This is a genomic window from Chitinophaga parva (assembly GCF_003071345.1).
Taxonomy (GTDB): Bacteria; Bacteroidota; Bacteroidia; order Chitinophagales; family Chitinophagaceae; genus Chitinophaga; species Chitinophaga parva.
Genome location: NZ_QCYK01000002.1, coordinates 650913 through 674883, shown reverse-complemented (window position 1 = coordinate 674883; position 23971 = coordinate 650913). Strand labels below are relative to the sequence as shown.

21 protein-coding genes are annotated in these 23971 nt (G+C 54.2%); 7 read left to right on the top strand and 14 right to left on the bottom strand.

Going from position 1 to position 23971, the window contains the following annotated elements; translation table 11 throughout:
* The first annotated feature begins 132 nt into the window (after positions 1-132).
* Positions 133-807 (top strand): SGNH/GDSL hydrolase family protein, encoded by a 675-nt coding sequence (locus DCC81_RS13245; RefSeq protein WP_108687104.1) that lies wholly within the window; start codon positions 133-135, stop codon positions 805-807.
* Positions 808-910: 103 nt separating this feature from the next.
* On the opposite strand, the gene DCC81_RS13240 is transcribed toward DCC81_RS13245, so the two are convergent.
* The gene (locus DCC81_RS13240) at positions 911-1960 is read right to left on the bottom strand and encodes a DUF4421 domain-containing protein (protein WP_165806565.1); all 1050 of its coding nucleotides are present in this window, start codon (positions 1958-1960) and stop codon (positions 911-913) included.
* 53 nt (positions 1961-2013) lie between these two features.
* Positions 2014-2508 carry a metallophosphoesterase family protein gene (locus tag DCC81_RS13235; protein WP_108687102.1) on the bottom strand — a complete coding sequence of 165 codons (495 nt, stop codon included), beginning with the start codon at positions 2506-2508 and terminating at the stop codon, positions 2014-2016.
* Positions 2509-2585: 77 nt separating this feature from the next.
* Here DCC81_RS13235 and purU point away from each other — a divergent pair, with 77 nt between their 5' ends.
* Positions 2586-3455 (top strand): formyltetrahydrofolate deformylase, encoded by an 870-nt coding sequence (gene purU, locus DCC81_RS13230; protein ID WP_108687101.1) that lies wholly within the window; start codon positions 2586-2588, stop codon positions 3453-3455.
* 38 nt (positions 3456-3493) lie between these two features.
* On the opposite strand, the gene DCC81_RS13225 is transcribed toward purU, so the two are convergent.
* From DCC81_RS13225 to DCC81_RS13195, 7 genes are all read right to left on the bottom strand, one after another.
* Positions 3494-4099, bottom strand: coding sequence for a hypothetical protein (locus DCC81_RS13225; protein ID WP_108687100.1), 606 nt, complete (start codon positions 4097-4099; stop codon positions 3494-3496).
* Positions 4100-4155: 56 nt separating this feature from the next.
* Positions 4156-5199 (bottom strand): formimidoylglutamase, encoded by a 1044-nt coding sequence (hutG, locus tag DCC81_RS13220; RefSeq protein ID WP_133177655.1) that lies wholly within the window; start codon positions 5197-5199, stop codon positions 4156-4158.
* An 11-nt stretch (positions 5200-5210) separates the two neighbouring features.
* A complete protein-coding gene (gene hutI / locus DCC81_RS13215) occupies positions 5211-6437 on the bottom strand; it encodes an imidazolonepropionase (protein ID WP_108687098.1) in 1227 nt (408 codons plus the stop codon).
* A gap of 12 nt (positions 6438-6449) precedes the next feature.
* On the bottom strand, positions 6450-8120 hold the full coding sequence (gene hutU, locus DCC81_RS13210) for a urocanate hydratase (protein ID WP_108687097.1): 1671 nt from the start codon (positions 8118-8120) through the stop codon (positions 6450-6452).
* Complete coding sequence (hutH, locus tag DCC81_RS13205; protein ID WP_108687096.1) at positions 8098-9663, bottom strand: histidine ammonia-lyase; 1566 nt, start codon at positions 9661-9663, stop codon at positions 8098-8100. The genes hutU and hutH overlap by 23 nt, the downstream gene beginning before the upstream one ends.
* A gap of 2 nt (positions 9664-9665) precedes the next feature.
* The gene (locus DCC81_RS13200; protein ID WP_108687095.1) at positions 9666-10172 is read right to left on the bottom strand and encodes a MarR family winged helix-turn-helix transcriptional regulator; all 507 of its coding nucleotides are present in this window, start codon (positions 10170-10172) and stop codon (positions 9666-9668) included.
* 271 nt (positions 10173-10443) lie between these two features.
* Complete coding sequence (locus DCC81_RS13195) at positions 10444-10809, bottom strand: SET domain-containing protein (RefSeq protein ID WP_240612980.1); 366 nt, start codon at positions 10807-10809, stop codon at positions 10444-10446.
* 163 nt (positions 10810-10972) lie between these two features.
* Here DCC81_RS13195 and mgtE point away from each other — a divergent pair, with 163 nt between their 5' ends.
* A complete protein-coding gene (gene mgtE / locus DCC81_RS13190) occupies positions 10973-12358 on the top strand; it encodes a magnesium transporter (RefSeq protein ID WP_108687093.1) in 1386 nt (461 codons plus the stop codon).
* Positions 12359-12377: 19 nt separating this feature from the next.
* Here the strand turns inward: mgtE and DCC81_RS13185 are convergent, their stop codons facing one another.
* Entirely contained in the window at positions 12378-12950 is a 573-nt protein-coding gene (locus tag DCC81_RS13185) for a phosphoglycerate mutase family protein (protein ID WP_108687092.1), read from the bottom strand.
* Positions 12951-13138: 188 nt separating this feature from the next.
* Here DCC81_RS13185 and DCC81_RS13180 point away from each other — a divergent pair, with 188 nt between their 5' ends.
* The 4 genes from DCC81_RS13180 (at position 13139) to DCC81_RS13160 (ending at position 20577) form a co-directional block, all read left to right on the top strand.
* Complete coding sequence (locus DCC81_RS13180) at positions 13139-15493, top strand: S9 family peptidase (RefSeq protein WP_108687091.1); 2355 nt, start codon at positions 13139-13141, stop codon at positions 15491-15493.
* Positions 15494-15733: 240 nt separating this feature from the next.
* Positions 15734-17572 carry a glutamine--fructose-6-phosphate transaminase (isomerizing) gene (glmS, locus tag DCC81_RS13170; protein WP_108687089.1) on the top strand — a complete coding sequence of 613 codons (1839 nt, stop codon included), beginning with the start codon at positions 15734-15736 and terminating at the stop codon, positions 17570-17572.
* A gap of 191 nt (positions 17573-17763) precedes the next feature.
* Positions 17764-19971, top strand: coding sequence for a DUF4954 family protein (locus DCC81_RS13165; protein WP_108687088.1), 2208 nt, complete (start codon positions 17764-17766; stop codon positions 19969-19971).
* A 39-nt stretch (positions 19972-20010) separates the two neighbouring features.
* Entirely contained in the window at positions 20011-20577 is a 567-nt protein-coding gene (locus DCC81_RS13160) for a DNA-3-methyladenine glycosylase I (protein ID WP_108687087.1), read from the top strand.
* Between the two features lie 83 nt (positions 20578-20660).
* On the opposite strand, the gene DCC81_RS13155 is transcribed toward DCC81_RS13160, so the two are convergent.
* The 4 genes from DCC81_RS13155 to DCC81_RS13140 all read right to left on the bottom strand — a co-directional run bounded on the left by DCC81_RS13155 (position 20661) and on the right by DCC81_RS13140 (position 23970).
* Complete coding sequence (locus DCC81_RS13155; protein WP_205686327.1) at positions 20661-21104, bottom strand: septal ring lytic transglycosylase RlpA family protein; 444 nt, start codon at positions 21102-21104, stop codon at positions 20661-20663.
* 81 nt (positions 21105-21185) lie between these two features.
* The gene (locus DCC81_RS13150) at positions 21186-22238 is read right to left on the bottom strand and encodes a cytochrome-c peroxidase (RefSeq protein WP_108687085.1); all 1053 of its coding nucleotides are present in this window, start codon (positions 22236-22238) and stop codon (positions 21186-21188) included.
* A complete protein-coding gene (locus DCC81_RS13145) occupies positions 22235-22984 on the bottom strand; it encodes an MbnP family protein (RefSeq protein WP_317047845.1) in 750 nt (249 codons plus the stop codon). The genes DCC81_RS13150 and DCC81_RS13145 overlap by 4 nt, the downstream gene beginning before the upstream one ends.
* 134 nt (positions 22985-23118) lie before the next feature.
* Complete coding sequence (locus tag DCC81_RS13140) at positions 23119-23970, bottom strand: fumarylacetoacetate hydrolase family protein (RefSeq protein WP_108687083.1); 852 nt, start codon at positions 23968-23970, stop codon at positions 23119-23121.
* Position 23971 lies beyond the last annotated feature (1 nt).

Here is a 23971-nt window from a genome sequence, read left to right as displayed (position 1 = left end):
TTTGCGCCCGGCAGGTAAGGCTATGGCCGATACGCGCTACCTACTAATCGGGCAATGTTGTATCTTTCTACGGATAATAATTATGCTTACCGGAAACGTTATGAACCTTTAAACAATAACCACGCAACTATCATGAAAAAATTAACCGTGCTTGCTTTGCTGGCCGGGGTGCTTGCCCTGGCAGCTTTCAAAACTGCTAAAGTGAAAAAAGTAGTCTTCTTCGGCGATTCCATTACCCAGGCCGGCGTAAATCCCGGCGGCTACATTGACGTACTCAAGAAAACCCTGGCCCAGGAGGGCAACAAGGGCTACGACCTCATTGGCGCCGGCATTGGCGGCAACAAGGTGTATGACCTCTACCTCCGCATGGACACAGATGTACTGGCTAAAAAACCCGACATCACCGTGATCTGGGTGGGGGTGAACGATGTATGGCATAAGTCTATGTTTGGCACCGGCACTGACCCGGACAAGTTTGTGAAATTCTACAACGCCCTGATCAAAAAACTGCAGGACCATGGCAGCAAGGTGGTCGTAGTGACCCCTGCTTCCATTGGTGAAAAACATAATGGCGAAAACAAACAGGATGCAGACCTGGACAAATACAGCGAAAGTATCCGCCAGGTAGCGGCAGCGCAGCACATACCGTTAGTGGACCTCCGCAAGTTCTTTACGGAATACGAAGCCGCCCACAACACCAGCGACGTGGAAAAAGGTGTGCTCACCGTGGATGGCGTGCACCTCAACGAAACGGGCAATAAGCTGGTGGCAGAGCAGATGTGGAACGTGATCAAAACCGTACAATAATCTTCCCGCTCCTTATTGTAAAAGCGGCCGTTTTGCAAGTAAAACGGCCGCTTTTATTTCATCCCTATCCACATGTGATGGCGAGAGGGAAGTAGAGGCAGGGCTAGCCCTTCCTATGCCGCTTCACGAAAAACCGCTTTGCTATGCTCACACGCAAATTGCCCGTGCCGTATGTTTCGTACGCATTCGCCGCCGCTACACTATTATGCAGCCCAAAATTTTCCCAGTGAATGCCGGCAAAATAGCGCGCAGAGTTGTAGCCGATAGCCGCGCGGAGATTGGTATTCCAGCCAAAGCCCGCGCCCCGTTCCCGCACGCCATCAGAAAACTGAGTGGCGCCGGTATTGATGCCCACTCCTACCTGCGCTACCAGCGTGGCAAAGAAATGCTGGCGGTATACAAAGGTGTAACCATACCCGCCTCCTGCTGTGATCTGCCAGTGGCCGGTGCGGTCATAGGGCCGGGTGGACAGGTAGCCTTCATCCTTCATATTGGCAGGCACCAGTGAAGAATCACCATGTACGTTTACAAACATGGTGGAAACCGCTGCTATCCAGGATCCGGCACTTTTCTTCTGCCAGTCTACCTGTATGCTGTTAGCGCGGTAAGAAAATTTTTCATCGTTGTCGATGTAAGTGATGGTGCCTCCGGCTGCTATGCTCTGTATATCCGGGCGGCGGGCGTGCTGGCCATCCTCCACGTAATCTTTGATGGTGCCTTCAGGATTTACGAGGTAATAGCTTTTATAATACTGGAGGTAGATGTCAGCTATCCAGCGGCGCAGGTAGACGTGCGTTTGCAGGTCCAGGTATTTAGGTTTGCCGTATTTTTCTTTGAGGCCGTTGTTGATGAACGGAAAGTTAAAACCCAGGTTCAGTGCAAACGTGCGGTAGTTGGCGCCCACCCCGATATTGAAGGGCGTGTTGCTGAAATAGCGGAATTTTTGATTTCCTCCCCGCTCATGTACTGCAAAAGCACCATACTTCCGCGATTCATACAAACGGAAGGTAAACTCGCGGGAATGATCTTCCACATAACTGGTATCATTCTTTGTAAGCGCCCATTTGGGCCAGTGATGCCGCTGGGCCATGGCCAGCGTGGTACAGCCGCAAAGCATCGTCACCAGGGCTATATGTTTCAGTGGGATGTGCATGCGTCTTTTTAGCGAAAGCATTACAATATACAAGCCAAACCGGGCGTGCCAGTTCATTTCGGCAATTCTATCACCTCCAGGTCCTTGATATTACCACTGTCCACCACGAAGCGCAGCAACGTTTTTACCTTGTGCCAGCCCTGTATGCCACATGCCCCGGGATTCATATGCAGGAGGCCCAGTTGGGGATCGGGCATTACTTTGAGGATGTGGGAATGCCCGCAGATAAAGAGTTTGGGCGGATGTTGCAGCAGCTGGGCGCGGATGCCCGGCGCATATTTACCGGGGTAACCACCTATATGGGTCATCATCACGTCCACACCTTCCACGGTAAAGCGCTGGGTTTCGGGGTAGCGCTGTCGCAGTTCCGGCCCGTCTATATTGCCCCATACCGCACGGAAAGGCTTGCCCAGGGCCTCCAGGGCGTCTGCCGTGGCGGAATCTCCCAGGTCGCCGGCATGCCATATTTCATCCACCGCGGCAAAGTGCCGCTGTACCAGTGGATGCAGATAGCTATGGGTATCCGAAAGCAGGCCTATCTTTTTCATAGCGACAAAGGTAACGGCCTAAAACAAATGAATGCTTTTTTATATTTTGTACAGGAAAAAACGGTCACACCTCCTTCATGAAAGCCACTTACCAATTCACGGGCCGCCTGCTGATCTGCTGTGCAGACAGGCCGGGCATTGTAGCGCGCGTGTCTCAGTTCCTATACGCCCTGGGCGCCAATATCCTGGACGCCAGTCAACATAGTACCGATCCCCGCGAGGGGCTTTTCTTCATGCGCATGGAATTCCACCTGGAAAACAGTACCAGCGACCGCCACGCGTTTGAAGCTTCCTTTGCCGAAAGTGTAGCAAATCCCATGCAAATGGATTGGCGCATTGACTACCCGGACCACCGCAAGCGCATGGGCATCTTTGTATCTGCCTACGACCACTGCCTGCAGGAACTGCTGTGGCGCTGGCGTAGCGGGGAGCTGAAGGTGGATATACCCCTGGTGATCTCCAACCACGAAAGCCTGCGGGCGGAGGTGGAAAGCTTTGACATTCCCTTCCACTACCTGCCGGTAACCAAAGAAAATAAAGCGGAGCAGGAAGCCCAGGCACTGGCCCTGCTGGCCAATACGGGCATCGATTTCATTGTACTGGCACGTTACATGCAGATCCTCTCCCCCACCGTGGTGGAGCGTATGCCAGGCCGCATCATCAATATCCATCACTCTTTCCTGCCGGCCTTCGCGGGCGCCAGGCCTTACCTCAATGCGTACACCCGCGGTGTAAAGCTCATTGGCGCCACAGCGCATTATGTAACCAATGAACTGGACGAAGGGCCTATCATTGAACAGGACGTGGCCCGGGTAAGCCACCGTCACTCCGTGGAAGACCTGGTCATGCTGGGCAAGGATATAGAGCGCCAGGTGCTCACCCGCGCGGTGAAGGCGCACGTGGATGACCGGGTGATCGTGCATGGCAATAAGACCATCGTATTTTAAAATAAAAAAAGGCGTGAATCATCACGCCTTTTTTATTGTTAGTTAACCTGCTTGTCTATCACCCTTCCGATGCCCCTGCCGGCTGTGGCATAGCTTTCCTGTAGCCGCTCACCGGTATCCCAGTCATTGCCCCAGAATGCATTTCCGGGTGCATTGTCCACCTTGATGCGGGCGATCACCTTGGAAGGATCAGCTGTTTCTACCAGCAAAGCTTCCCCGTCCACGGAAGCGCTTTTGCGCATTACGCCTACGTTAAAACCAGGCTCTGTGGAAGTGGTGTGGAAGATGAGCGTATACTTGGCATCTTTGTGGGTGCCGGCGTCCATGCCACTGGCTTTGGAAAGCAGTTCATTGAACTTAGGCTCAAAACGGCCCTCGCGGTCTGCTACCCACGATTTGGCCCAGGTATCGCCACGGCCGGGTGTTTTCTTGTTGAGGTCATCCGTCTTTTGCTTTACGTAGTCGGCTTCTTTGGGAAATTTTCCTACGCTCATATTGTCGTAGGTAAATTGCGTGTTGATGATCTTTTCTCCTTTCAGTGCAGAAAGGTCTCCTTCGGTTACTTTAACTTTCTGTGAAAAGGCAGCCATTGTAAAGAGCATGCCGGCCAGCATCAGCGTGGCAATTTTTGGTACACGGTACATAGCGTTGGGGTTTTAGCGCCATGAATTTACCATATAATCAGTAGCACTCCAAATATTCAATACACCAGCCCAAGATAAGCACTGGCCGTTTCAAACACCAGGGCCGCGGCCAGCTTGGCCGTGCGGTTATCGCTGTCATAACCGGGATTCAGCTCCGCAATATCCGTGCTGATCACTTTACCACACTGGAGGATCTGCCGGTAACACTGCAGGGCCAGCCCGGTGGGCAGAATACCATTGGGGGCCGGGGCGCTTACCCCCGGCGCATTTGCAGCACTGAATACATCCAGGCAGGTAGTAAAATAAATATGATCTACGCCGGCTATAAAGTTACGTATAGTCTTTAACGTTAGTTCCGTTTTTGAAAAATGGAATGCATCTGCTATCACGTACTCCACCCGGTGGGTATGGGCCAGCTGGAAGAGGGCCTGGGTATTGCCCATGGGCTGGATGCCCAATGCCAGGTAGCGGAAAGGGCGGCCGGCGGCCTGGCTTTCCGTGGCCAGCTGCCAGAAACCCGTGCCGGAACTGGGCCCTGCGGCATCCGGCTCCCGGATGTCAAAATGTGCGTCAAAATTGATGAAGCCCAGCGTGGGCATGGCCTTCACGGCTTGTTGTACATCCGAGGTATGGGGGGTGTTGTGCAAGGCCTTTGCTTCCAGGAACTGCTGCACGCCGCAGGCATGGCCGTACATGATCTCATGCCCACCACCCAGCAACAGCGGCCTGTAACCCGCTTCCAGCAAGGATTGTACGGCACGTTCCAGCGTGGCCTGTGCGGCTTCCAGGTCCCCGTCTTCACAGGTAACATCGCCTGCATCTACCAGGCGGAATTCGCCGGTGAAGTGCATCGGCAGGCTGGCGCAGGCGCTGCGCAAGGCCTGTGGGCCTTTCACAGCACCCACCCTGCCTTTGTTGCGACGCACGCCTTCATCACAGGCAAAGCCCAGTAAAGCCAGCCCTTTCTCTCCGGTTGCCAGCGGGGGCAATGCTTGCTGGCGCAGGTCCACCGGCAATACCACCTGGTGCCAGCGCAGGTAAGGCGCGGAAAAGCCATCTATGCGGCCGGTCCAGGCCTGTGGGGGACGGTAGTGTTTCATATCCACCTGATTTATTTCACCAAGATACCCTCTTTCCAAACGTGCTGCGGCTTCATTTTACCCTGGTAATAAAGAATGTCGCGGTAATCTGCACAAGGGTAAGATTGCATATCGGCAAACCAGCCGTAACGCAGTACGCCCCGGTCTTCCAGGCCCAGGGCATGTGCCGCGCGGATGGTAAGGCCTGCCAGCACTTCTGCTGCGGACAGCTTTTCTGCCGCGCTTAGTACTGCGGCTTGCATCAACAGGTCACCCATGGGGGCAGAGCCGGGATTCCAGTCGCTGGCAATGGCCAGGATGGCACCCGCATCCAGCAGGCGGCGTGCCGGCGCGTACTGCATACCCAGGCCCAATGAAGCCCCCGGCAGCACGACCGCTACCGTATCTGCACCACCCAGTGCCCGGATAGCCGCGTCATCACTGGCTTCCAGGTGATCTGCACTCCGTGCATGCACCGCCACGGCCAGTTGCGCACTGCCGGCGGTAAACTGGTCTGCATGCACCGTAAGGTCAAAACCCAGGCTGGCGGCGGCCTCCAGGAAAGGCATGGCGGCTGCGGGGGAGAAAGCGGTTTGCTCTATAAAAATATCCACGCGGTTACTGAGCCTTTCCTGCTGTACCTGTGGCAAGAGGTCTGCGATGATCCACTCCAGGTAGGCCTTTTCATCGCCCTCAAAATCTTTGGGCACCAGGTGGGCGGCCAGGCAGGTACTTACCAGCGATGCCTTGGTATGCACGCCTGCATCGCGGATAGCGCGCAGCATTTTCAACTCCTGCGCTGCATTGAGCCCATAACCGCTTTTTACTTCTATCGTGGTCACGCCTTCCTGCAGGTGACGGTTGGCCCGCTGTACCACCAGGGCCGCCAGTTCTTCCTGCGACGCCGCCCGTGTCTGGGTTACGGAGCTCCAGATACCGCCACCCGCGCGGGCTATGTCCAGGTATGACTGGCCTTCAATGCGCATGCTGTAATCACGGCTGCGCGTACCGCTGAAGCAGATGTGCGTGTGGCAGTCGATGAAGCCGGGCAGCAGCACCTGGGGCGTGTCAATAAAATGCAGCTCCGCATCCGGGTACTGTGCTTTCATATCCTGATAGCCGCCCACATCCACCACCCGCCCGGCCGCTACCAGCAGGCCACCGTGCTCCATGATGCGTAAATGACGTTCACCCAGCGGGCCACGTATAGGCATATCCGTTAGTGGCAGGATCTGTATAAAAGGACCGATCAGTTGCATGGCTGTTTTGCTTTAAAGTTGAAGGCCGAATTGTTTGCCCACTTCCGCGGCTTTCTCATAACCCGCATCTGTATGACGGAAAATACCTAACGCAGGGTCATTGAACAACACCCTTTGCAGGCAAGCCTTTGCACGGTCTGTGCCATCTGCCAGGATCACCATGCCGGCGTGCTGGGAATAGCCCATGCCTACGCCACCGCCGTGGTGGAAAGATACCCAGGTGGCGCCGCCACCAGTATTGGCCATAAGGTTGAGCAGAGGCCAGTCGGACACGGCATCAGAGCCGTCTTTCATCGCTTCCGTTTCCCGGTTGGGGGAGGCTACAGAACCACAGTCCAGGTGGTCACGCCCTATTACGATGGGTGCTTTTACCTTGCCTGTTTTTACCAGCTCGTTAAACAGCAGTCCTGCCTTTTCCCGCTCTCCCATGCCCAGCCAGCAAATGCGTGCCGGCAGCCCCTGGAAGGCGATCTTTTCCTTTGCCTGTGTAAGCCAGTTGGCCAGGGCCTTGTTCTCCGGGAACAGTTCCATCAATGCACGGTCTGTGGTATAAATATCTTCGGGATCACCGGAAAGGGCCACCCAGCGGAAGGGGCCTTTACCTTCGCAGAAAAGCGGGCGGATATAGGCGGGTGTAAAACCAGGAAAATTGAAGGCATTGGCTGCCCCACCTTCTTTGGCAAACTCTCGGAGGTTATTGCCGTAGTCAAATGTTACAGCACCTTTAGCCTGCAGGTCCAGCATGAAATTCACGTGCCGGGCCATGCTGCGGATAGACAGGGCACGGTAAGCGGCGGCATCCTGCTTACGCAGGTCTGCTGCGGCTTCCAGGCTAAGACCATTGGGAATATAACCATTCAGCGGATCGTGTGCGGAAGTCTGGTCCGTGAGGATATCGGGAATGATATTGTCTTTCAGCAGACGTTCCAGCAGGTCGCCGGCATCGCTCACCAGGCCTACAGACAAAGGCGTGCCGCTGGCCTGTGCCGCCTTTACCCAGGCAATGGCTTCTTCATAGCTGTGGGTCATCTTGTCCAGGTAGCGGGTATGGATGCGCTTTTGCAGGCGGGAAGCATCCACGTCTGCACCCAGGAACACGGCGCCTGCCATAGTGGCCGCCAGCGGTTGTGCACCGCCCATACCACCTATGCCGGCCGTGACCAGCAGCTTACCTTCCAGGTTACCCCCAAAGTGCTGGCGGCCGCATTCCATGAAGGTTTCATACGTGCCTTGCAGGATGCCTTGCGTGCCGATGTAGATCCAGCTGCCGGCGGTCATTTGCCCGTACATCATGAGGCCTTTGGCGCGCAGCTCGTTAAAGTGCTCCCAGGTGGCCCACTTGGGCACCAGGTTACTGTTGGCCAGCATCACGCGGGGTGCCTGCGGGTGGGTACGTACCACGCCTACGGGCTTGCCGGATTGTACCAGCAAAGAATGCTCTTCATCCAGCGTAAGCAATACTTCAATGATCTTTTGCAGTGCGTCGCGGTTGCGCGCTGCCTGGCCTATGCCGCCGTACACCACCAGTTCATCCGGGTTCTCCGCCACTTCCGCATCCAGGTTATTGAGCAGCATACGCAGGGGGGCCTCCGTTTGCCACGACTTTGCATGCAGCTGCATGCCACGCGGGGCTTTGTAATGCGGGTGTGCCGCGTAGGTCTTAATAAAGTCCAAACTGTTCATGAGATGCATTGTTTAAGGTGATATGATGTTGGGCGGCTACGGTATCGGCTATACGTACCAGCGACTGGTCTGCAATAATCTTTTGCAAGGCGGCAATATCATAGGCAAATACACGGTCCTTGTCCGCAAAGCTTACCTGCTGGCGGGCGTATGCATGCACCGCTTCCAGCACGGGGCCGGATACCAGCGGGCGGCGGAAATCCACTGCCTGCGCGGCATACAGCAGTTCTATGGCCAGGATATACTCCAGGTTATCGATCACCTGGTTTAGCTTACGGCCACTGATGGAGCCCATAGACACATGGTCTTCCTGGCCCAGGGAAGTAGGTATGCTGTCTGCGCTGGCGGGGAAACAAAGCGTTTTATTTTCTGTGACCAATGCGGCCGTGGTATACTGGGGGATCATGAAGCCGGAGTTGAGGCCTGCATCCGCAATGAGCAGTTTAGGCAGCCCAAAACGGCCTTCGATCATCATGTAGCAGCGGCGGTCGGAGATATTGCCCAGCTCTGCAGCCGCTATGGTGGCGTAATCCAGGGGCAGGGCCAATGGCTGGCCGTGGAAGTTGCCCCCGCTGATGGTGTCTTCCGCGCTGAAAATGATGGGATTGTCCGTCACGGCATTCAGCTCTATGGTAGTAAGTTCTTTCAGGTGCAGCCAGGCCGTGCGGGAGGCGCCATGTACCTGGGGCATGCAACGCAGGGAGTAAGGGTCCTGCACGCGGCCACAGTCCGCATGGGAGTACATGATCTGCGAGCCAGCGGTAAGGGCATGGAGGCGGTGGGCCACGTATTGATTACCCGGGAACGGCCGGATGGCGTGCAACCTGGGATCAAAAGGTTTTGACGTGCCCATAAGGCCTTCCAGGGAAAGGGCGCCTATGATGTCTGCCGCTTCCAGGGCATTGTGCAGGCGCTGCACCGCCCTTACTGCAAAGGACAAAATGAACTGGGTACCGTTGATCAATGCCAGGCCTTCTTTGGGCCCCAGCACCACGGGCTCCAGCCCTTCCTGCTGTAACACGGCAGCAGCGGGCGTTTGCACGCCTTTGTACCAAACCTGTCCCAGGCCAATGAGCGGCAGGAAAAGGTGGGATAAAGGGGCCAGGTCGCCGGAGGCCCCTACAGAGCCTTTTTCCGGCACCAGGGGAATAATGTCATGATCAATATGCCAGCAGATACGCTCCAGGGTGATGGGGTTTACGCCGGAGTAGCCCTGGGCCAGGGCCTGCACCTTGGTGATGAGCATGAGCTTTGCCACCATTGCGGGAATGGGGGCGCCCACACCTACACAGTGGCTTTGCAGGATGTTGTATTGCAGGGCGCGCGTATCTGCTTCGGAGATCTTGGTATCGCAGAGGGGGCCAAAGCCGGTATTGATGCCATACACGGTGGTATGCTGGGACACGATCTCGTCCACGTATTGTTTGCTTTGGCGGATGCGGTCCATCACCTGGGGCGTGAGCACGCCCCGGGCGCGGCCTTCTGCCAGGTCAAGGGCCAGGCCTACGCTCAACGTATCAGTGCCGTAACGGAATGTTTGCATAACTAAGCAGTGGTTGTTTGGGTGTATGATGAAAGATGACGGGAGATGCGTTCAGAAAGGGACACCTCGTCCAGGCTTGCTTCCAGGGCGGCGATGCCGGCCAGGATGCGGCGGCTTTCTGCATGCTCACCGGCCATTTGTTCCATGGCGGCCGTTACCGCTTCCCACACAGGTTCCAGTTGCAGCAGCAAGGCCTGGCCTTTTTTGGTGAACATCACTTCCTGGCGCCGCCCGTCTTCCTTACTGGCCTTCGTGGTCACCCAGCCCTTCTTCCGCAGGCTGGTGACCAGCTGGCTAATGGCGGAATGTGACACTTCCAGTTCATCTGCAATGGCTGTGAGCGACAGCGGCTGATGCCTGGACAGCAGATAGAAGACCGGGAACCAACTGGCATCAAAGGGAATGCCCTGCTGCTCATAAACTTTATTGACCTCGGAGAGGAAATACTCGCTCAGGCGGCGCAGGCGGCTGCCAAAAACGAGGAACCCAAGTGATGGATAGAAGGGCATGTACGTGAAATTATATAAGTGCTTATATATTTTAAAGCGATATTACGGAGGGGGCGGGATTTTTCCAAAAAAATCAGGTTTGAAAGGAGCATGTTGCGCCCCGCTGCGGACAGGTAATCCCTGTAGGGAGGTGCCGTGGTGGTCACCAGCACACCGTCTTCTGTTTGCGGGTCCCTGCCAATGATCCCACGGCAGGAGCAACAAAAAAGACCCTCGAAGGCGCTTGTTTAAAACGCCCCGAGGGTCTTGTATGAATCATTTAAAAAGAAACTTATTTCTTCCTTACATCAAACCAAACCGGGTTGGTATTCTCCGGGTCTCCATTGTAGTTGATGAACAACTCTTCTCCTTTCTTGATCTCACGGCGGGTAATGATGCTCATGGTCTCTGCTTCAAAGTCCATCTCATAGATGCAGTTCGGATCATAAGAGTGGTTGTAGATGGAGCAGTAGCCCAGTGCTATGCAGGAACGGGTTTCTCTTGCTCCCCAAAGGAAGATGTAGTTATGCAACTTGGTTTTATCCGCAATGGCCGTATCGTCGTAAGACAGGACCAGCACTGGCGACGTTTCGATCCGGGTACCGGATGCAATTCTTTCTTTTGTAAAAACGCCACGGCCTCTGCCCTTGGACTTCAAGATTTGTAAATACGGTTTGATCATAATAAAAAGTGTAGTAATAAAGCGAACAGATGGCAAGTTAACGAAACGCCAATGCTTATTCAAAAGTTAATACAAAAAATATACCTGGCCCGGACTTGGTAGCTTTAAATGCTTATTTTCGCCACCGGGTAAAACTGATATGGAAAACGAAGCCTTACTGGAAAAATTTGAAATACTCTTGCAGGAGCGCAACTTCCGGGAACTTACAGTGTACCTGGATGACCAGCTCATTACCGACATTACCGAACTGATTCGGGAAGTGCCGGAACAGGCTTCCACCATCATCAACAACCTGTCCATATCCCGCGCTGCAGCGGCTTTCCGCATCCTGGACTTCCCCGACCAGGAAGATGTCATCAAGTCGTTGCCCGCCGGTAAGGTAGCAGAACTGCTCAATGAATTGCCCGCGGATGACCGTACGGCCTTCCTGGGTGAACTGCCCAGTGCCGCGCTCACAGAGCTTTTGAAGCTGCTGGACCCTGAAGAACGCAAGATCACCCTTTCCCTGCTGGGATACCCTGAAACCAGTGTAGGCCGCATCATGACCCCGGAGTTCCTCTCCGTGCAGGAGCAATGGACGGTGCGCCAGGTGCTGGACCATATCCGCGAACATGGCAAAGATTCCGAGACCATTGACGTGATCTACGTGGTGGACAGTACGGGTAAATTATTGGACGATTTCCGCATCCGTGAGTTCCTGCTCGTATCGCCCGATACCGCAGTGAACACGCTGATGGACGACCGCTTTGTATCCCTCCATGTGATGGATGAACAGGAAGAAGCCATCCAGGTGTTCCGCATGGAAAACCGTGTAGCCCTTCCCGTGGTAGATGATTCCGGCATTATGCTGGGTATTGTGACCATTGATGATATGCTGTGGATAGCCAATGAAGAACACACCGAAGACGTACAGCGCATTGGTGGTACCGAAGCCCTGGATGAGCCTTACCTGGACATTTCCCTGTTTAAGCTGGTGCGCAAACGTGCCGGCTGGCTGGTGGTGTTGTTCTTAGGTGAAATGCTCACCGCCACGGCCATGGGCGTTTTTGAAAACGAGATCGCCCGCTTTGTAACCCTGTCCCTCTTCATCCCGCTCATCATTTCCAGTGGGGGCAACAGCGGCTCCCAGGCTTCTACCCTCATCATCCAGGCCATGGCCCTGGGCGAAGTGACCCTGGCAGCATGGTGGCGCGTAATGCGCCGCGAGATCTTATCCGGCCTGCTGCTGGGCAGCATCCTGGGTATTGTGGGCTTTACCCGCATCATGATCTGGGAATCCATCTTCCATAGCTACCATGGCCACGGCCTGTTGCTGGGCTGCGTGGTAGGCGTATCGCTGGTGGGCGTAGTGCTCTGGGGCACGCTTTCCGGTTCCATGCTTCCCCTTGTCCTTAAGCGCCTGGGTGCAGATCCCGCCACCTCCTCCGCTCCTTTTGTGGCCACCCTGGTGGACGTTACAGGCCTTATCATCTACTTTACGGTGGCCTGGCTCCTCGTGTTCCACGGGGGCACTAATGCATTTTAGCGCTGTACAAGGTACCTTCCTAGTACGTTTTCACGGTGCACAGTACCGTGTCCTGCTTCTTATACACAGTAAACAATTCATCGTATACATTCTCCGGCACAGAATCCACCGGGGGCCTGGCTTTGAAGCTGCGCAGCATGGGCAGCAAAGCAGGCCGGTGACCAATGACGAGCACCCGTTTACCCCAGTCGCCATGGCGGGTAAGCTCATACAGCAGGGATTCGCCGGAGCTGTCTGCATTAAAGAACACGGTATCTGTATGCAGCGCTGCACGCAATGAGTCTGCAGTGGCGATGGAACGCTTGAAGTGGGTGAAGTAGATCTTGTCGATGGCGGAATCGCGGAGCAGGCGGGCCAGCGCACCGGCCTGGCATTGGCCTTCCGGGGTAAGCGTAGAATCGAACCCGGGATAATTTGCCGCATGCCTTACCACGAAGAAGGTGCCGGTAAGGAAAGTGCTATCCTCCGCCACGGGCACAGCCTCCCGCGGCGGGGCCGTTTCCTGGCAGGCCGCGAGCAAGGCAAATAAGCATATGGGCAGGAGGCGGTACATAGGATCAAAATCGTACAGCGTACAACGTACGGCGTACATTGATAGTTGCTTTGGTTATATTTACTGTACAAGATACAATGTCTTGGGCGCCGTGCAAGCATTTATTTTGCCGGCTACAACAACCACCACCTTCATTTTTACCGATATCCGTACATTGTCACACAGCCCGGGTGCGGGCTTTGGTACGTTGTACGCTGTACGTTGTACATTTTAATAAAACAACCAAAATGAAACAATATCTCTCCCTCCTGCTTTGTGGCGTGGGCCTTGCGGCCAGCGCGCAGCAGGCGCCTACCCTTACCGTTGAAAAGATCATGCAGGATACGCGCTGGATAGGCACTTCGCCAGACCGGGTATTCTGGGGTACGGACAGCAAAACCATTTACTTTAACTGGAACCCGGAACAGGCATTGGCAGACTCCCTGTATGCCACGCCTTATAACCAGGCAGCTCCCGTTAAAACCGCACCCATGGACCGTGCCCGCCTGATGGCCATCCGCCGGGGACGTTATAACCAGCCCCGCACCGCCATTGCCTATAACCTGAATGGCGACATCTATCTGCTGAACCTGAAGACCGGCAGGGATACCCGCATTACCCATACCACGGAATATGAGAACGACCCGGTGTTCAGCTTCAACGACCAAAGCGTGGTGTACACCTCCGGTGATAACCTCTTTGCCTGGGACATGGCCGATGGTGGCACGCGGCAGTTGACCGACTTTACCAAAGGTGAGAAGCCGGAGACCAAAAAACTGAACCACCAGGAACAGTGGCTGCATGCACAGCAACAGACCCTCTTTGACATCATCAAAGACAAGCAGGAGAAAGCTGATGCAGCCAAGGCCTTCCAGCAAAGCGTAAAGCACGACACCCTGCGCACCCTCTACACCGGCGACCGGGAGGTGGAGGAAACCCGCATCAGCCCGGATGGGCGCTACGTGATGTACCAGCTGCGCAAACCCGCTACCGGCGCACAATCCACCAAAGTACCCAGTTTTGTAAGCGCCAGCGGTTTTACCACAGACATTCCTTCCCGCACCAAAGTGGGTGACCCCCAATCCAGCTACGCGTCCTTCATCTATGATCGCGTAAAGGACACCGTATATCCTGTCATCACCAAAGATCTACCGGGCATCCACGACCTGCCGGACTTTGCAAAAGACTACAGCCATTATGATACGGTGCCCCGTGGTGTCATCGTGCACGGGCCTTACTGGTCGCCCGGCGGTACCTATGCACTGGCGGATATTTTTTCGCAGGACTTTAAAGACCGCTGGCTGGCAATCGTGGACATGAACACCGGCGCGGTAAAGAACATAGACCGGCAGCGGGATGAAGCCTGGGTGGCCGGCCCCGGCATAGATGATCCCGAAGAATATGGAGATGCTTCCCTGGGCTGGCTGGATGACCATACCTGCTGGTATATGTCGCAAGCCAGCGGGTATGCGCACGTATACAAAACAGATGTGACCAGCGGGCAGCAAACAGCACTCACCAAAGGCAACTTTGAAGTACAGGAGGCCACGCTCTCCCACGATAAAAAATTCTTCTACCTGCTCACCAACGCCGTACATCCCGGTGAAAAACAGTGGTACCGCATGCCCGCCACCGGCGGGGAGCCCCAGCGCATTACCACCATGACGGGCGCCCACGAGGTGAGCATTTCCCCGGATGAAAAATGGATCGCTTACCGCTACAGCTACACCAACAAACCCTGGGAGCTGTACGTACAGGAAAACGTACCAGGCAGCAAACCACGGCAACTTACCTTTAAAGCACAGTCGGACGCCTTTAAAGCCTACCCCTGGCGCGATGTGCCGGTGATCACTTTTACCGCCCGCGACGGCGCCACCGTGTATGCCCGCCTGTACAAGCCGGATGCGGCGAAGAAGAACGGGGCTGCCGTGATCTTTGTGCACGGCGCCGGCTACCTGCAGAACGCCCACAAATGGTGGAGCTTGTACTTCCGAGAATACATGTTCAACAACCTGCTCACAGACCTGGGCTATACCGTCATGGACGTGGATTACCGCGGCAGTGCAGGTTATGGCAGCAAGTGGCGCACGGGCATTTACCGTTACATGGGTGGCAAAGACCTGGACGATGAAATAGATGCGGTGCATTACCTGGAGCAGGAACAAGGCATTGACAAAAACCGCGTGGGCATGTACGGGGGCAGCTACGGCGGCTTTATGACGCTGATGGCCATGTTTACCAAACCCGGGGAAATAGCCGCGGGCGCGGCTTTGCGCTCAGTAACAGATTGGGCCCATTACAACCATCCCTACACCGCCTCCATTCTTAATGAACCTTATACGGATAGCATTGCTTACCGTCGCTCTTCCCCCATTTACCATGCAGCAGGACTGAAAGGCCACCTGCTCATGTGCCATGGCATGGTGGACACTAATGTACATTTTGAAGACATTGTACGCTTGTCGCAACGCCTCATAGAGCTGCACAAGGACAACTGGGAGCTGGCCGTGTACCCGGTGGAAGACCATGGGTTCACTACGCCCAGCAGCTGGACGGATGAATATAAACGCATCTTAAAATTATTTGATACCTACCTTAAATAATTTACAGGCACATCACATGAAACGCAGCGTCCACGGGCGCTGCGTTTTTGTTTGAGGGCCATTGGTGATAATAAATTAACTCCAGGCTATACTGTTTTGGCATACTTTTTTCTCCCATCCCGCCGCGAACCATTCTTTTAAAACCGGATTTTGTATGCCTACTTGATGGAACCCGATACAAGGACTTCCCATTTTTTATTAGCATATTGCATCTTCTACCACTAAAAATAATAACCATATATGTGTGGAATCGTCGCATACATTGGGCAGCGAGAAGCTTACCCCGTAGTCATTAAAGGATTAAAACGACTGGAATACCGCGGTTATGACAGTGCCGGCGTGGCGCTGTACGGCAAGGAAGGCCTGCAGGTATACAAGAAAAAAGGCAAGGTAGCAGAGCTGGAAGACTTTGTTGCCGGCAAGGATGTTAACGCCCACATCGGCATAGGCCACACCCGCTGGGCCACACACGGCGAGCCAAGTGACCGTAACTCCCACCCCCACAGATCACAGGATGGCAAACTGGCCATGGTGCATAACGGCATCATCGAAAACTACATGCAGCTGAAACAGGAGCTGATCAACCAGGGCCACACCTTCTCCTCCGATACCGATACGGAAGTACTGGTACACTTCATTGGCGAGATCAAGAACAGCAACGGCTACTCCACCGAAGAAGCCGTACGCGTGGCGCTGAAACGCGTAGTAGGCGCCTATGTGATCGTGATCATTGATGAAGATGACCCCGGCACCCTGGTTGCCGCCCGCAAAGGCTCTCCCCTGGTAATAGGCGTGGGTAAAGGCGAGCACTTCCTGGCTTCCGACGCCTCCCCCATCGTGGAGTACACGAAGGAAGTGGTGTATGTGAACGACTATGAGATCGCCATTATCCGCAAGGATGAACTGATCCTGAAGAACATTGCCAACGAGATCCAGAGCCCCTACATCCAGAAGCTGGACATTGAGCTGGCAGCCATTGAAAAAGGCGGCTACGACCACTTCATGGTGAAAGAGATCTTTGAACAACCGCAAACCATTTACGACAGCCTGCGCGGCCGCCTGGATGCCAAGAAGGGCACGCTGACCATGGGCGGCATCCGTGAATACGCCAGCCTGCTCAAAGAAGCCCGCCGCATCATCATTGTAGCCTGCGGCACCAGCTGGCATGCAGGGCTGATCGCAGAATATATCATTGAAGAGCTTTGCCGCATCCCGGTAGAGGTGGAATACGCCTCCGAGTTCCGCTACCGCAATCCCGTGGTGGGCAAGGGCGATGTGATCATTGCCGTATCCCAGTCCGGTGAAACGGCAGACACCCTGGTGGCCATGGAAAGCGCCAAAGAAAAGGGGGCCATCATCCTGGGCGTGTGCAACGTGGTAGGATCCTCCATTGCCCGCCTCTCCCACGCCGGCGCCTATACGCATGCAGGCCCGGAAATAGGCGTAGCCAGTACCAAGGCTTTTACCGCACAGCTGGCGGTGCTTACCCTCATTGCCCTGAAAGTGGCAGAAGAAAAAGGCAGCATTACCCAACAACGCTTCCAGTACCTGCTGGATGAACTGGACAGCATCTCTGAAAAAGTGGCTGCCACGCTGAAACTGGATGACCAGGTGAAACGGATCGCACATAAATATAAAGATGCGCGCGACTTCCTGTTCCTGGGCCGCGGCTACAACTTCCCCATTGCGCTGGAAGGTGCGCTGAAGCTCAAAGAGATCTCTTACATCCACGCGGAAGGCTATCCTGCTGCGGAAATGAAGCATGGCCCCATTGCCCTGGTAGATGAAAACCTGCCCGTGGTATTTGTAGCCACCCGCGATTCCAACTACGAAAAAATTGTATCCAACATACAGGAGATCAAAGCCCGCAAAGGCAAAGTGATCGCCATCGTCACAGAAGGCGATACCAGCATCCGCAGCATGGCAGATGACCTCATTGAGGTGCCGGCCGCAGATGAACTGGTAGCGCCGATTATCTCCGTAATCCCCTTGCAGCTGCTGGCCTATCACATTGGCGTAGCAAAAGGGTTTGACGTGGACAAGCCGCGTAACCTGGCGAAGTCAGTTACCGTAGAGTAGGTTGATAGTTAATTGTTAATAGTTAATCGTCGTTTTGTTGTTTGCGCGTGTGTTTCTGTTATGTCTTACTGGTAAGACGAGGGCAGATATACGCTAACACAATGAAACGACGATTTTTTTATGCCATCAACAATTAACCACCGGCCATTAACGATCACCCATTAACTATTAACCATTAACGAAAAACAAGCATGAACCGGATAGAAAAACGCCCGCTCACGGAGCTGGGATACAACTTCGTGGATGCTGCTTATCTTCCCAAGGGGAAAGATGAATATTACCTGCGCGACCAGCAATGGGGGCGCCAGGGTGTGTACCGGAAGCTCACGGCACAGGAACTGGAGATCCTGGTGCGCAATGACAATACATCGGACGACTGGAACAACATCATGGTGTCTAATGAGTTCAACCCGCAACTGGTGCAGCACTGCCACTTCTATGGCATGGTGCGCATCGGCAAACTGGAACCCTACTTCCTCGAATTCCGCAACCTGCGCCTGGCTGTGGGTTTGTACAACAGCACCATCACCTCCTGCGACTTTGGCGACAACGTGGTGGTACATAATGTGAACTTCCTCTCTCATTACATCATTGGCAATGAAGTGATCCTTTTCAACGTGAATGAAATGGAGACCACGGACTTTGCCAAATTTGGTAACGGCATCATTAAAGATGGCGAGTCTGAGGAGCGCCGCCTGTGGATGGAACTATGCAATGAGAACGGCGGGCGTAAGATCCTGCCCTTTGATGGCATGCTGCCGGGCGACGCCTACCTGTGGACCCGCAACCGTGATGACCAGCAGCTCATGGACCAATTCCGCATCCTCACCGAAAAGCAATTTGACAAGCGCCGGGGCTACTATGGCATGGTGGGCGACCGCACCGTGATCAAGAACTGCAAGATCATCAAAGATGTAACCATCGGCTCTGACGCCTACCTGAAAGGCGCCAATAAACTAAAGAACCTCACCATCAACAGCCGCCCGGATGAAACCTCGCAGATAGGGGAAGGTTGTGAACTGGTGAATGGCATCATTGGTTATGGCTGCCGCATTTTTTACGGGGTAAAGGCAGTGCGTTTTGTAATGGCCTCCCACTCCCAGCTGAAATACGGCGCGCGCCTCATCAACTCTTACCTGGGCAATAATGCCACCATCTCCTGCTGTGAGGTATTGAACTCCCTGATCTTCCCGGCACACGAGCAACACCATAACAACTCTTTCCTTTGCGCGGCCCTCGTCATGGGGCAGAGCAATATGGCGGCGGGTGCCACCATTGGCAGTAACCATAACTCCCGGGGTGCAGATGGTGAGATCATTGCCGGGCGCGGGTTCTGGCCGGGCCTGTGCGTGAGCCTGAAACACAACTCCCGCTTTGCCACCTTCACGCTCATTGCCAAGGGTAACTACATGAATGAGCTGGATATTCCCTATCCATTCAGCCTGGTGATGAACGATGAGCATGACAACACGCTCAAGATCATGCCCGGCTACTGGTTCCTGTACAACATGTATGCACTGGCCCGCAATGCCTGGAAGTATATAGACCGTGATAAACGCAGCAACAAGATCCAGTACATAGAGTATGATTACATGGCGCCGGACTCCATGGAAGAACTGCTGCATGCCCTGCCCCTTATAGAACAAGCCGTGGGCGAAGCCTGGTACCTGCAGGAAAAACAGGAAGTACCCGGCGCAAAAACCTGCATTAAAAAAGGACAGGAACTGCTGCTCCACGACCCGGCTACCGTGGCTAAAATGAATATCTACGCCAGCAAAGTGGAAAACAGTAACCGCAAAGCAGCATTGCTCAAAGTACACCGCTCCTACCCGGTGCTGCGCGAGATCGTGAACCTGTATGGTGTGCGCAATATCCTCGCTTATCTTGCCAAGCAGCCGGATGCCACCTTTGCACAATTACAATCCCTCGCAAAGACCGCCAAACGCGGCCCCTGGCAGAACGTCGGCGGGCAGCTCATGCGCGAAGCCACAGTGGAAGACCTGAAAAACCGCATCCGCAAAGGCAAAATAGGCAGCTGGCTGCAACTGCATGATGTATACAAACAGGAAGGGGCCGTTTATGAATCGGAAAAACTGCAACATGCCATTGCCTGTATGATGCACCTGCACGGCGTCAGCGCGGATGGCTTTACACCTGCCTTCCTGAAACAATGTATGGAACAATCTGTGTACACCATGGGCAACCTCACAGAAGGCATTTACCGCAGCCGTGAAAAAGACTACACCAATCCTTTCCGCAAAATGACCTACAGCAGCCAGGAAGAAATGGATGTAGTGATCGGCAAGCTGGAAGACAATGGCTTTATCCGGCAGACCATTGCCGGCCTGAAAACATATAAAAAAACGGTGAAGGAGGTGAGCAAGAAGTGGGCGCTGTAAAATGTTGTACCTTGTGCGCTGTACATTGCACAATTTCAGATGGAAAAAAAACGCTGTCCCTGGTCTGAGAAAGACCAGCTCTACATGGACTATCATGATAAGGAATGGGGCACTCCCAGCCACGATGACCGCCACCTGTTCGAGATGCTGAACCTGGAAGGCGCACAAGCGGGGCTGAGCTGGTACACCATCCTGGTAAAGCGGGAAAATTACCGCAAGGCATTTGACAACTGGGATGTGAAAAAGATCATCAGATACGACGATGCCAAGATCGCCTCCCTGCTGGAAAACCCGGGCATTGTGCGCAATAAGCTAAAGGTAAATGCAGTGGTGAAGAATGCACACGCTTTCCTGGCCGTGCAGAAAGAATTTGGCAGCTTTGATAAATATATCTGGGGCTTTGTAGACCATAAGCCACTGCTGCATAGCCGCAAAAGCATGGGAGAAGTGCCCGCTAAAACAGCCATCTCCGATGCCATGAGCAAGGACCTGTTAAAACGGGGCTTCAAGTTCGTAGGAAGTACGATCTGTTATTCCTTTATGCAGGCGGTGGGGATGGTGGATGACCACGTGGTCACCTGCTGGAAGCATCACAAAAAACATTGAAACAACAAAAAACGCAGCTTGGACGGCTGCGTTTTTTTCTGGGAGAATCTCAATTTGCTACAATGTGAGAACTATGTAAATGTTTAAGCGTTGCCCCAATAAAAAGGCCTCAGCCAGGAGCTTCTGAAAGTATCCGCCAGGTCTTCCCCTTTTGATATTTCCAGCTTCACGTGTGCTACTCCTTTGTGCAGGAAGCCCAGTTCCCGGGCAGCCCGCTGCGTAAGATCTATCATGCGGTGATTGGTCCGCGCCAGCCGGTCTGTGATGCGCACAAACACCGTTTTACCATTCTGCTCATTGGTTACTTTTACTACGGTACCCAAGGGCAGGGTGTTGTGTGCCGCCGTAAATCCCTGGTTGCTGAAGCGTTCACCGTTTGCGGTACGGCGGCCGTTGAATTTGTCTGCATAGAAACTGGCCACGCCACTACTCGCACTTTTCTTCAATTTGATGGGTTCCCCGTGCACAAAGGGCAGGCGCAGCAATAAGCTGAAAACCAATACCCCGGCCCGCTTGAACCATTTCAAGTATGTCCGTTTCATAACACCGGAGGGCCAAACACTGTACCAAAGCGGGCTTCTAAATGTTAAAATTGAGAGCAGGCACTGCTACTGCGGCGTGGCAGGATCAGCCAGCGACTTGTCGTTCAGCAGTTTGTAATCCGTGAGGGTATTTAAAAAAAGATATAGCTGGCGCTGCTGGCCGGCGTCCAGGGGGATGCCATTTTGCAGCAAAGGGTCCAGGGTGGCAGACCGCACAATGCCATGGTCATAGTGGGCAAACACATTGTAAATATCGAAAAAGCGCCCATCGTGCATGTAGGGTTGGGTGCGGATGATATTGCGCAGGGAGGGCACCTTGAACTTCAGGTAATCATCCTGGCTTTTAGTGATGCGCATGCGGCCGGAATCGTTCAGTGCGGGCTGCACGGGCAGCCCATTGTTGCGGAAACTGCCATCTGTAAACAAGGGCTCTTTGTGACAGGCGGCGCATTTCTGCTGGTAGAGCTGGTAACCTGCGGCTTCTTCCTGGCTGAAGGTAGCCTTACCCGCCATCACGCTGTCATAGCGGCTGTTAAAACTATTGAGCGTGGCCACAAACTGGATCACCGCATGAAACATGCGCTGGCTGGTCACTTCCTCGGTACCAAAAGCCGCTTTGAACATTTTTTTATACTGCGCGTTTCCCTGCATGTTTTTCAATACCACAGGCAGGTCCTCTCCCATTTCATTATGATCCGTAAGCGGCGTAAGCGGCTGCATATCCAGGTTGATCACACCACCATCCCACATAAAACTTTTGCTCCAGATCATGTTAAAGATACTGGGCACCGTGCGGGTGCCAATGCGGTTATACACGCCGTGGCTCAGCGCATGATCGTAGTGGCCAAAGGCTGCATACTGCTGGTGGCAAAAGGCGCAGGACACCTGGCTGTCTGCCGATAACTTGGGATCGTAAAAGATGGCCCGGCCCAGGGCAATGCCTTCCTTCGTAAGCGGGTTCTGGGAAAAATCATATTGCACCGGCGGGAAATTATCCGGCAGTTCCAGCTGATACGCGTGTGGTGCAGATACCAAGGCATCATCATGCCGGCACGCGATGACCAGCACGGCCCAGCAGGCTGCGATCAGGAGAGCAACTGCTGTGGCTTTACGGATCATGGGGTGGTAATGCTGGTGATGGTGAACATCTGCTGGTAATTATCCGCCACTTTCACGGCGTCTGCATCAGGCTCCATGGTGCCATAAAATTTAGCGAAGCTGATCGCATTGGGCACATTGAACCAGCGGTACAGGTCCGCAGTGGCTTTTACCAGGTGTGCACCGCCAGCCCATACCTGGGGCTGCGCCAGGGGCAGACTTACGGAGCGGATGGTATTATAAGGCGCCTGGAAGCCGCCAATATGGAACTGTAAAATATGGCCCGGCGCGGTGGACACGGGGGAAGTGCCTTCAAACTTGGCATTGATATACCCGCTGTTCCAGCTCCAATACATGCCATTCACCACATCCAGGGCACCATCTTTCGGGCCGCCTGCCTGGGTAAGACTGTCTACCCCGACCAGGAAATTCAGCGCCGCATACGCATCGTTCGGCACACCGGTAATAAGCAGGGTACGGGAGTTGCTGTCTGCCTCATTCACGAGAAAATACGTGTTTGGTAGCGGGGTCACGGAGCCGGTAGAAGTGGTCAGGGAAAAGTTACTGAGATAGTAACGGAAGGTAGTAACGGTAAAGGCTTCGCCAATGGCATTATGATAGGTGCTGTCTTTGAGCACAAGCGGGTGGCCGTTTACAACGCTGCTAATGGAAATTTGAATAGAATTGTTCCCAAACCTCCTGTTATCAGAACTCTTGGAACATCCCGCCAATGCGAGAATGACTAAGCAGCATAGCCAGCGCCTCATAGGAATAATCTTTCGCAGAAAGTTACATCCTTAAATGCAAAGCGCCAAGCCGTCTGCATAAAAACACAAAAGCATAACCCGCAGCTAACAAGCAGCTTACGGCTTATGCTTTTGCACCATAAATTCAGCAATCATTATTGGAAGGCCACCACGTGCTGGGTAGCGCTCCCCAGGCCGTCTATGCCCAGTTCTACCACATCACCAGGCTGCAGGTACACCTGGGGGTTCATGCCCAGGCCTACACCCGCGGGAGTGCCGGTGGAGATCACGTCTCCCGGGAGCAGTGTCATAAACTGGCTCAGGTAAGCCACCAGGAAAGGCACGTTGAAGATGAGATTCTTTGTATTGCCGTCCTGCATGGTTTTGCCGTTCACTTTCAGCCACAGGCGCAGCTGGTGTACATCGGCTATTTCATCGGGCGTGGCCAGCCAGGGGCCCAGGGGGGCAAAGGTGTCGGCACTCTTGCCTTTCACCCATTGACCGCCGCGCTCCATCTGCCAGGCACGCTCACTGTAATCATTGTGCAGGCAGTAGCCGGCCACGTATTGCAGCGCTTCTGCCTCATTCACATACGTTGCTTTTTTCCCGATCACGATGGCCAGTTCCACTTCCCAGTCTGTTTTCTGGCTGTTCTTCGGGATCACCAGGTTATCGTCAGGGCCTGCCAGGGCGGAAGTGCTTTTGAAGAACACGATGGGCTCCTTGGGAATGGGGGCGCCGGTTTCCGCGGCATGATCACTGTAGTTCAGCCCAATGCACACGATCTTGGAGGGGCGCTGGAAAGGTGCGCCCAAACGTGCAGCTGCAGGCACTTTGGGGCAGGCAGCAGCGTTAGCCGCCAGCCATTCCGCCAGGCGGGCCACGCCATTGGTCTCAAAAAAACGTTCGCCAAAATCTTCGCCAAAGGCGCTTACATCCAGCATGCCATCGGCCGTTGCTACACCCGGTTTTTCTTGTCCCGGTAATCCAAACCTGATCAGTTTCATA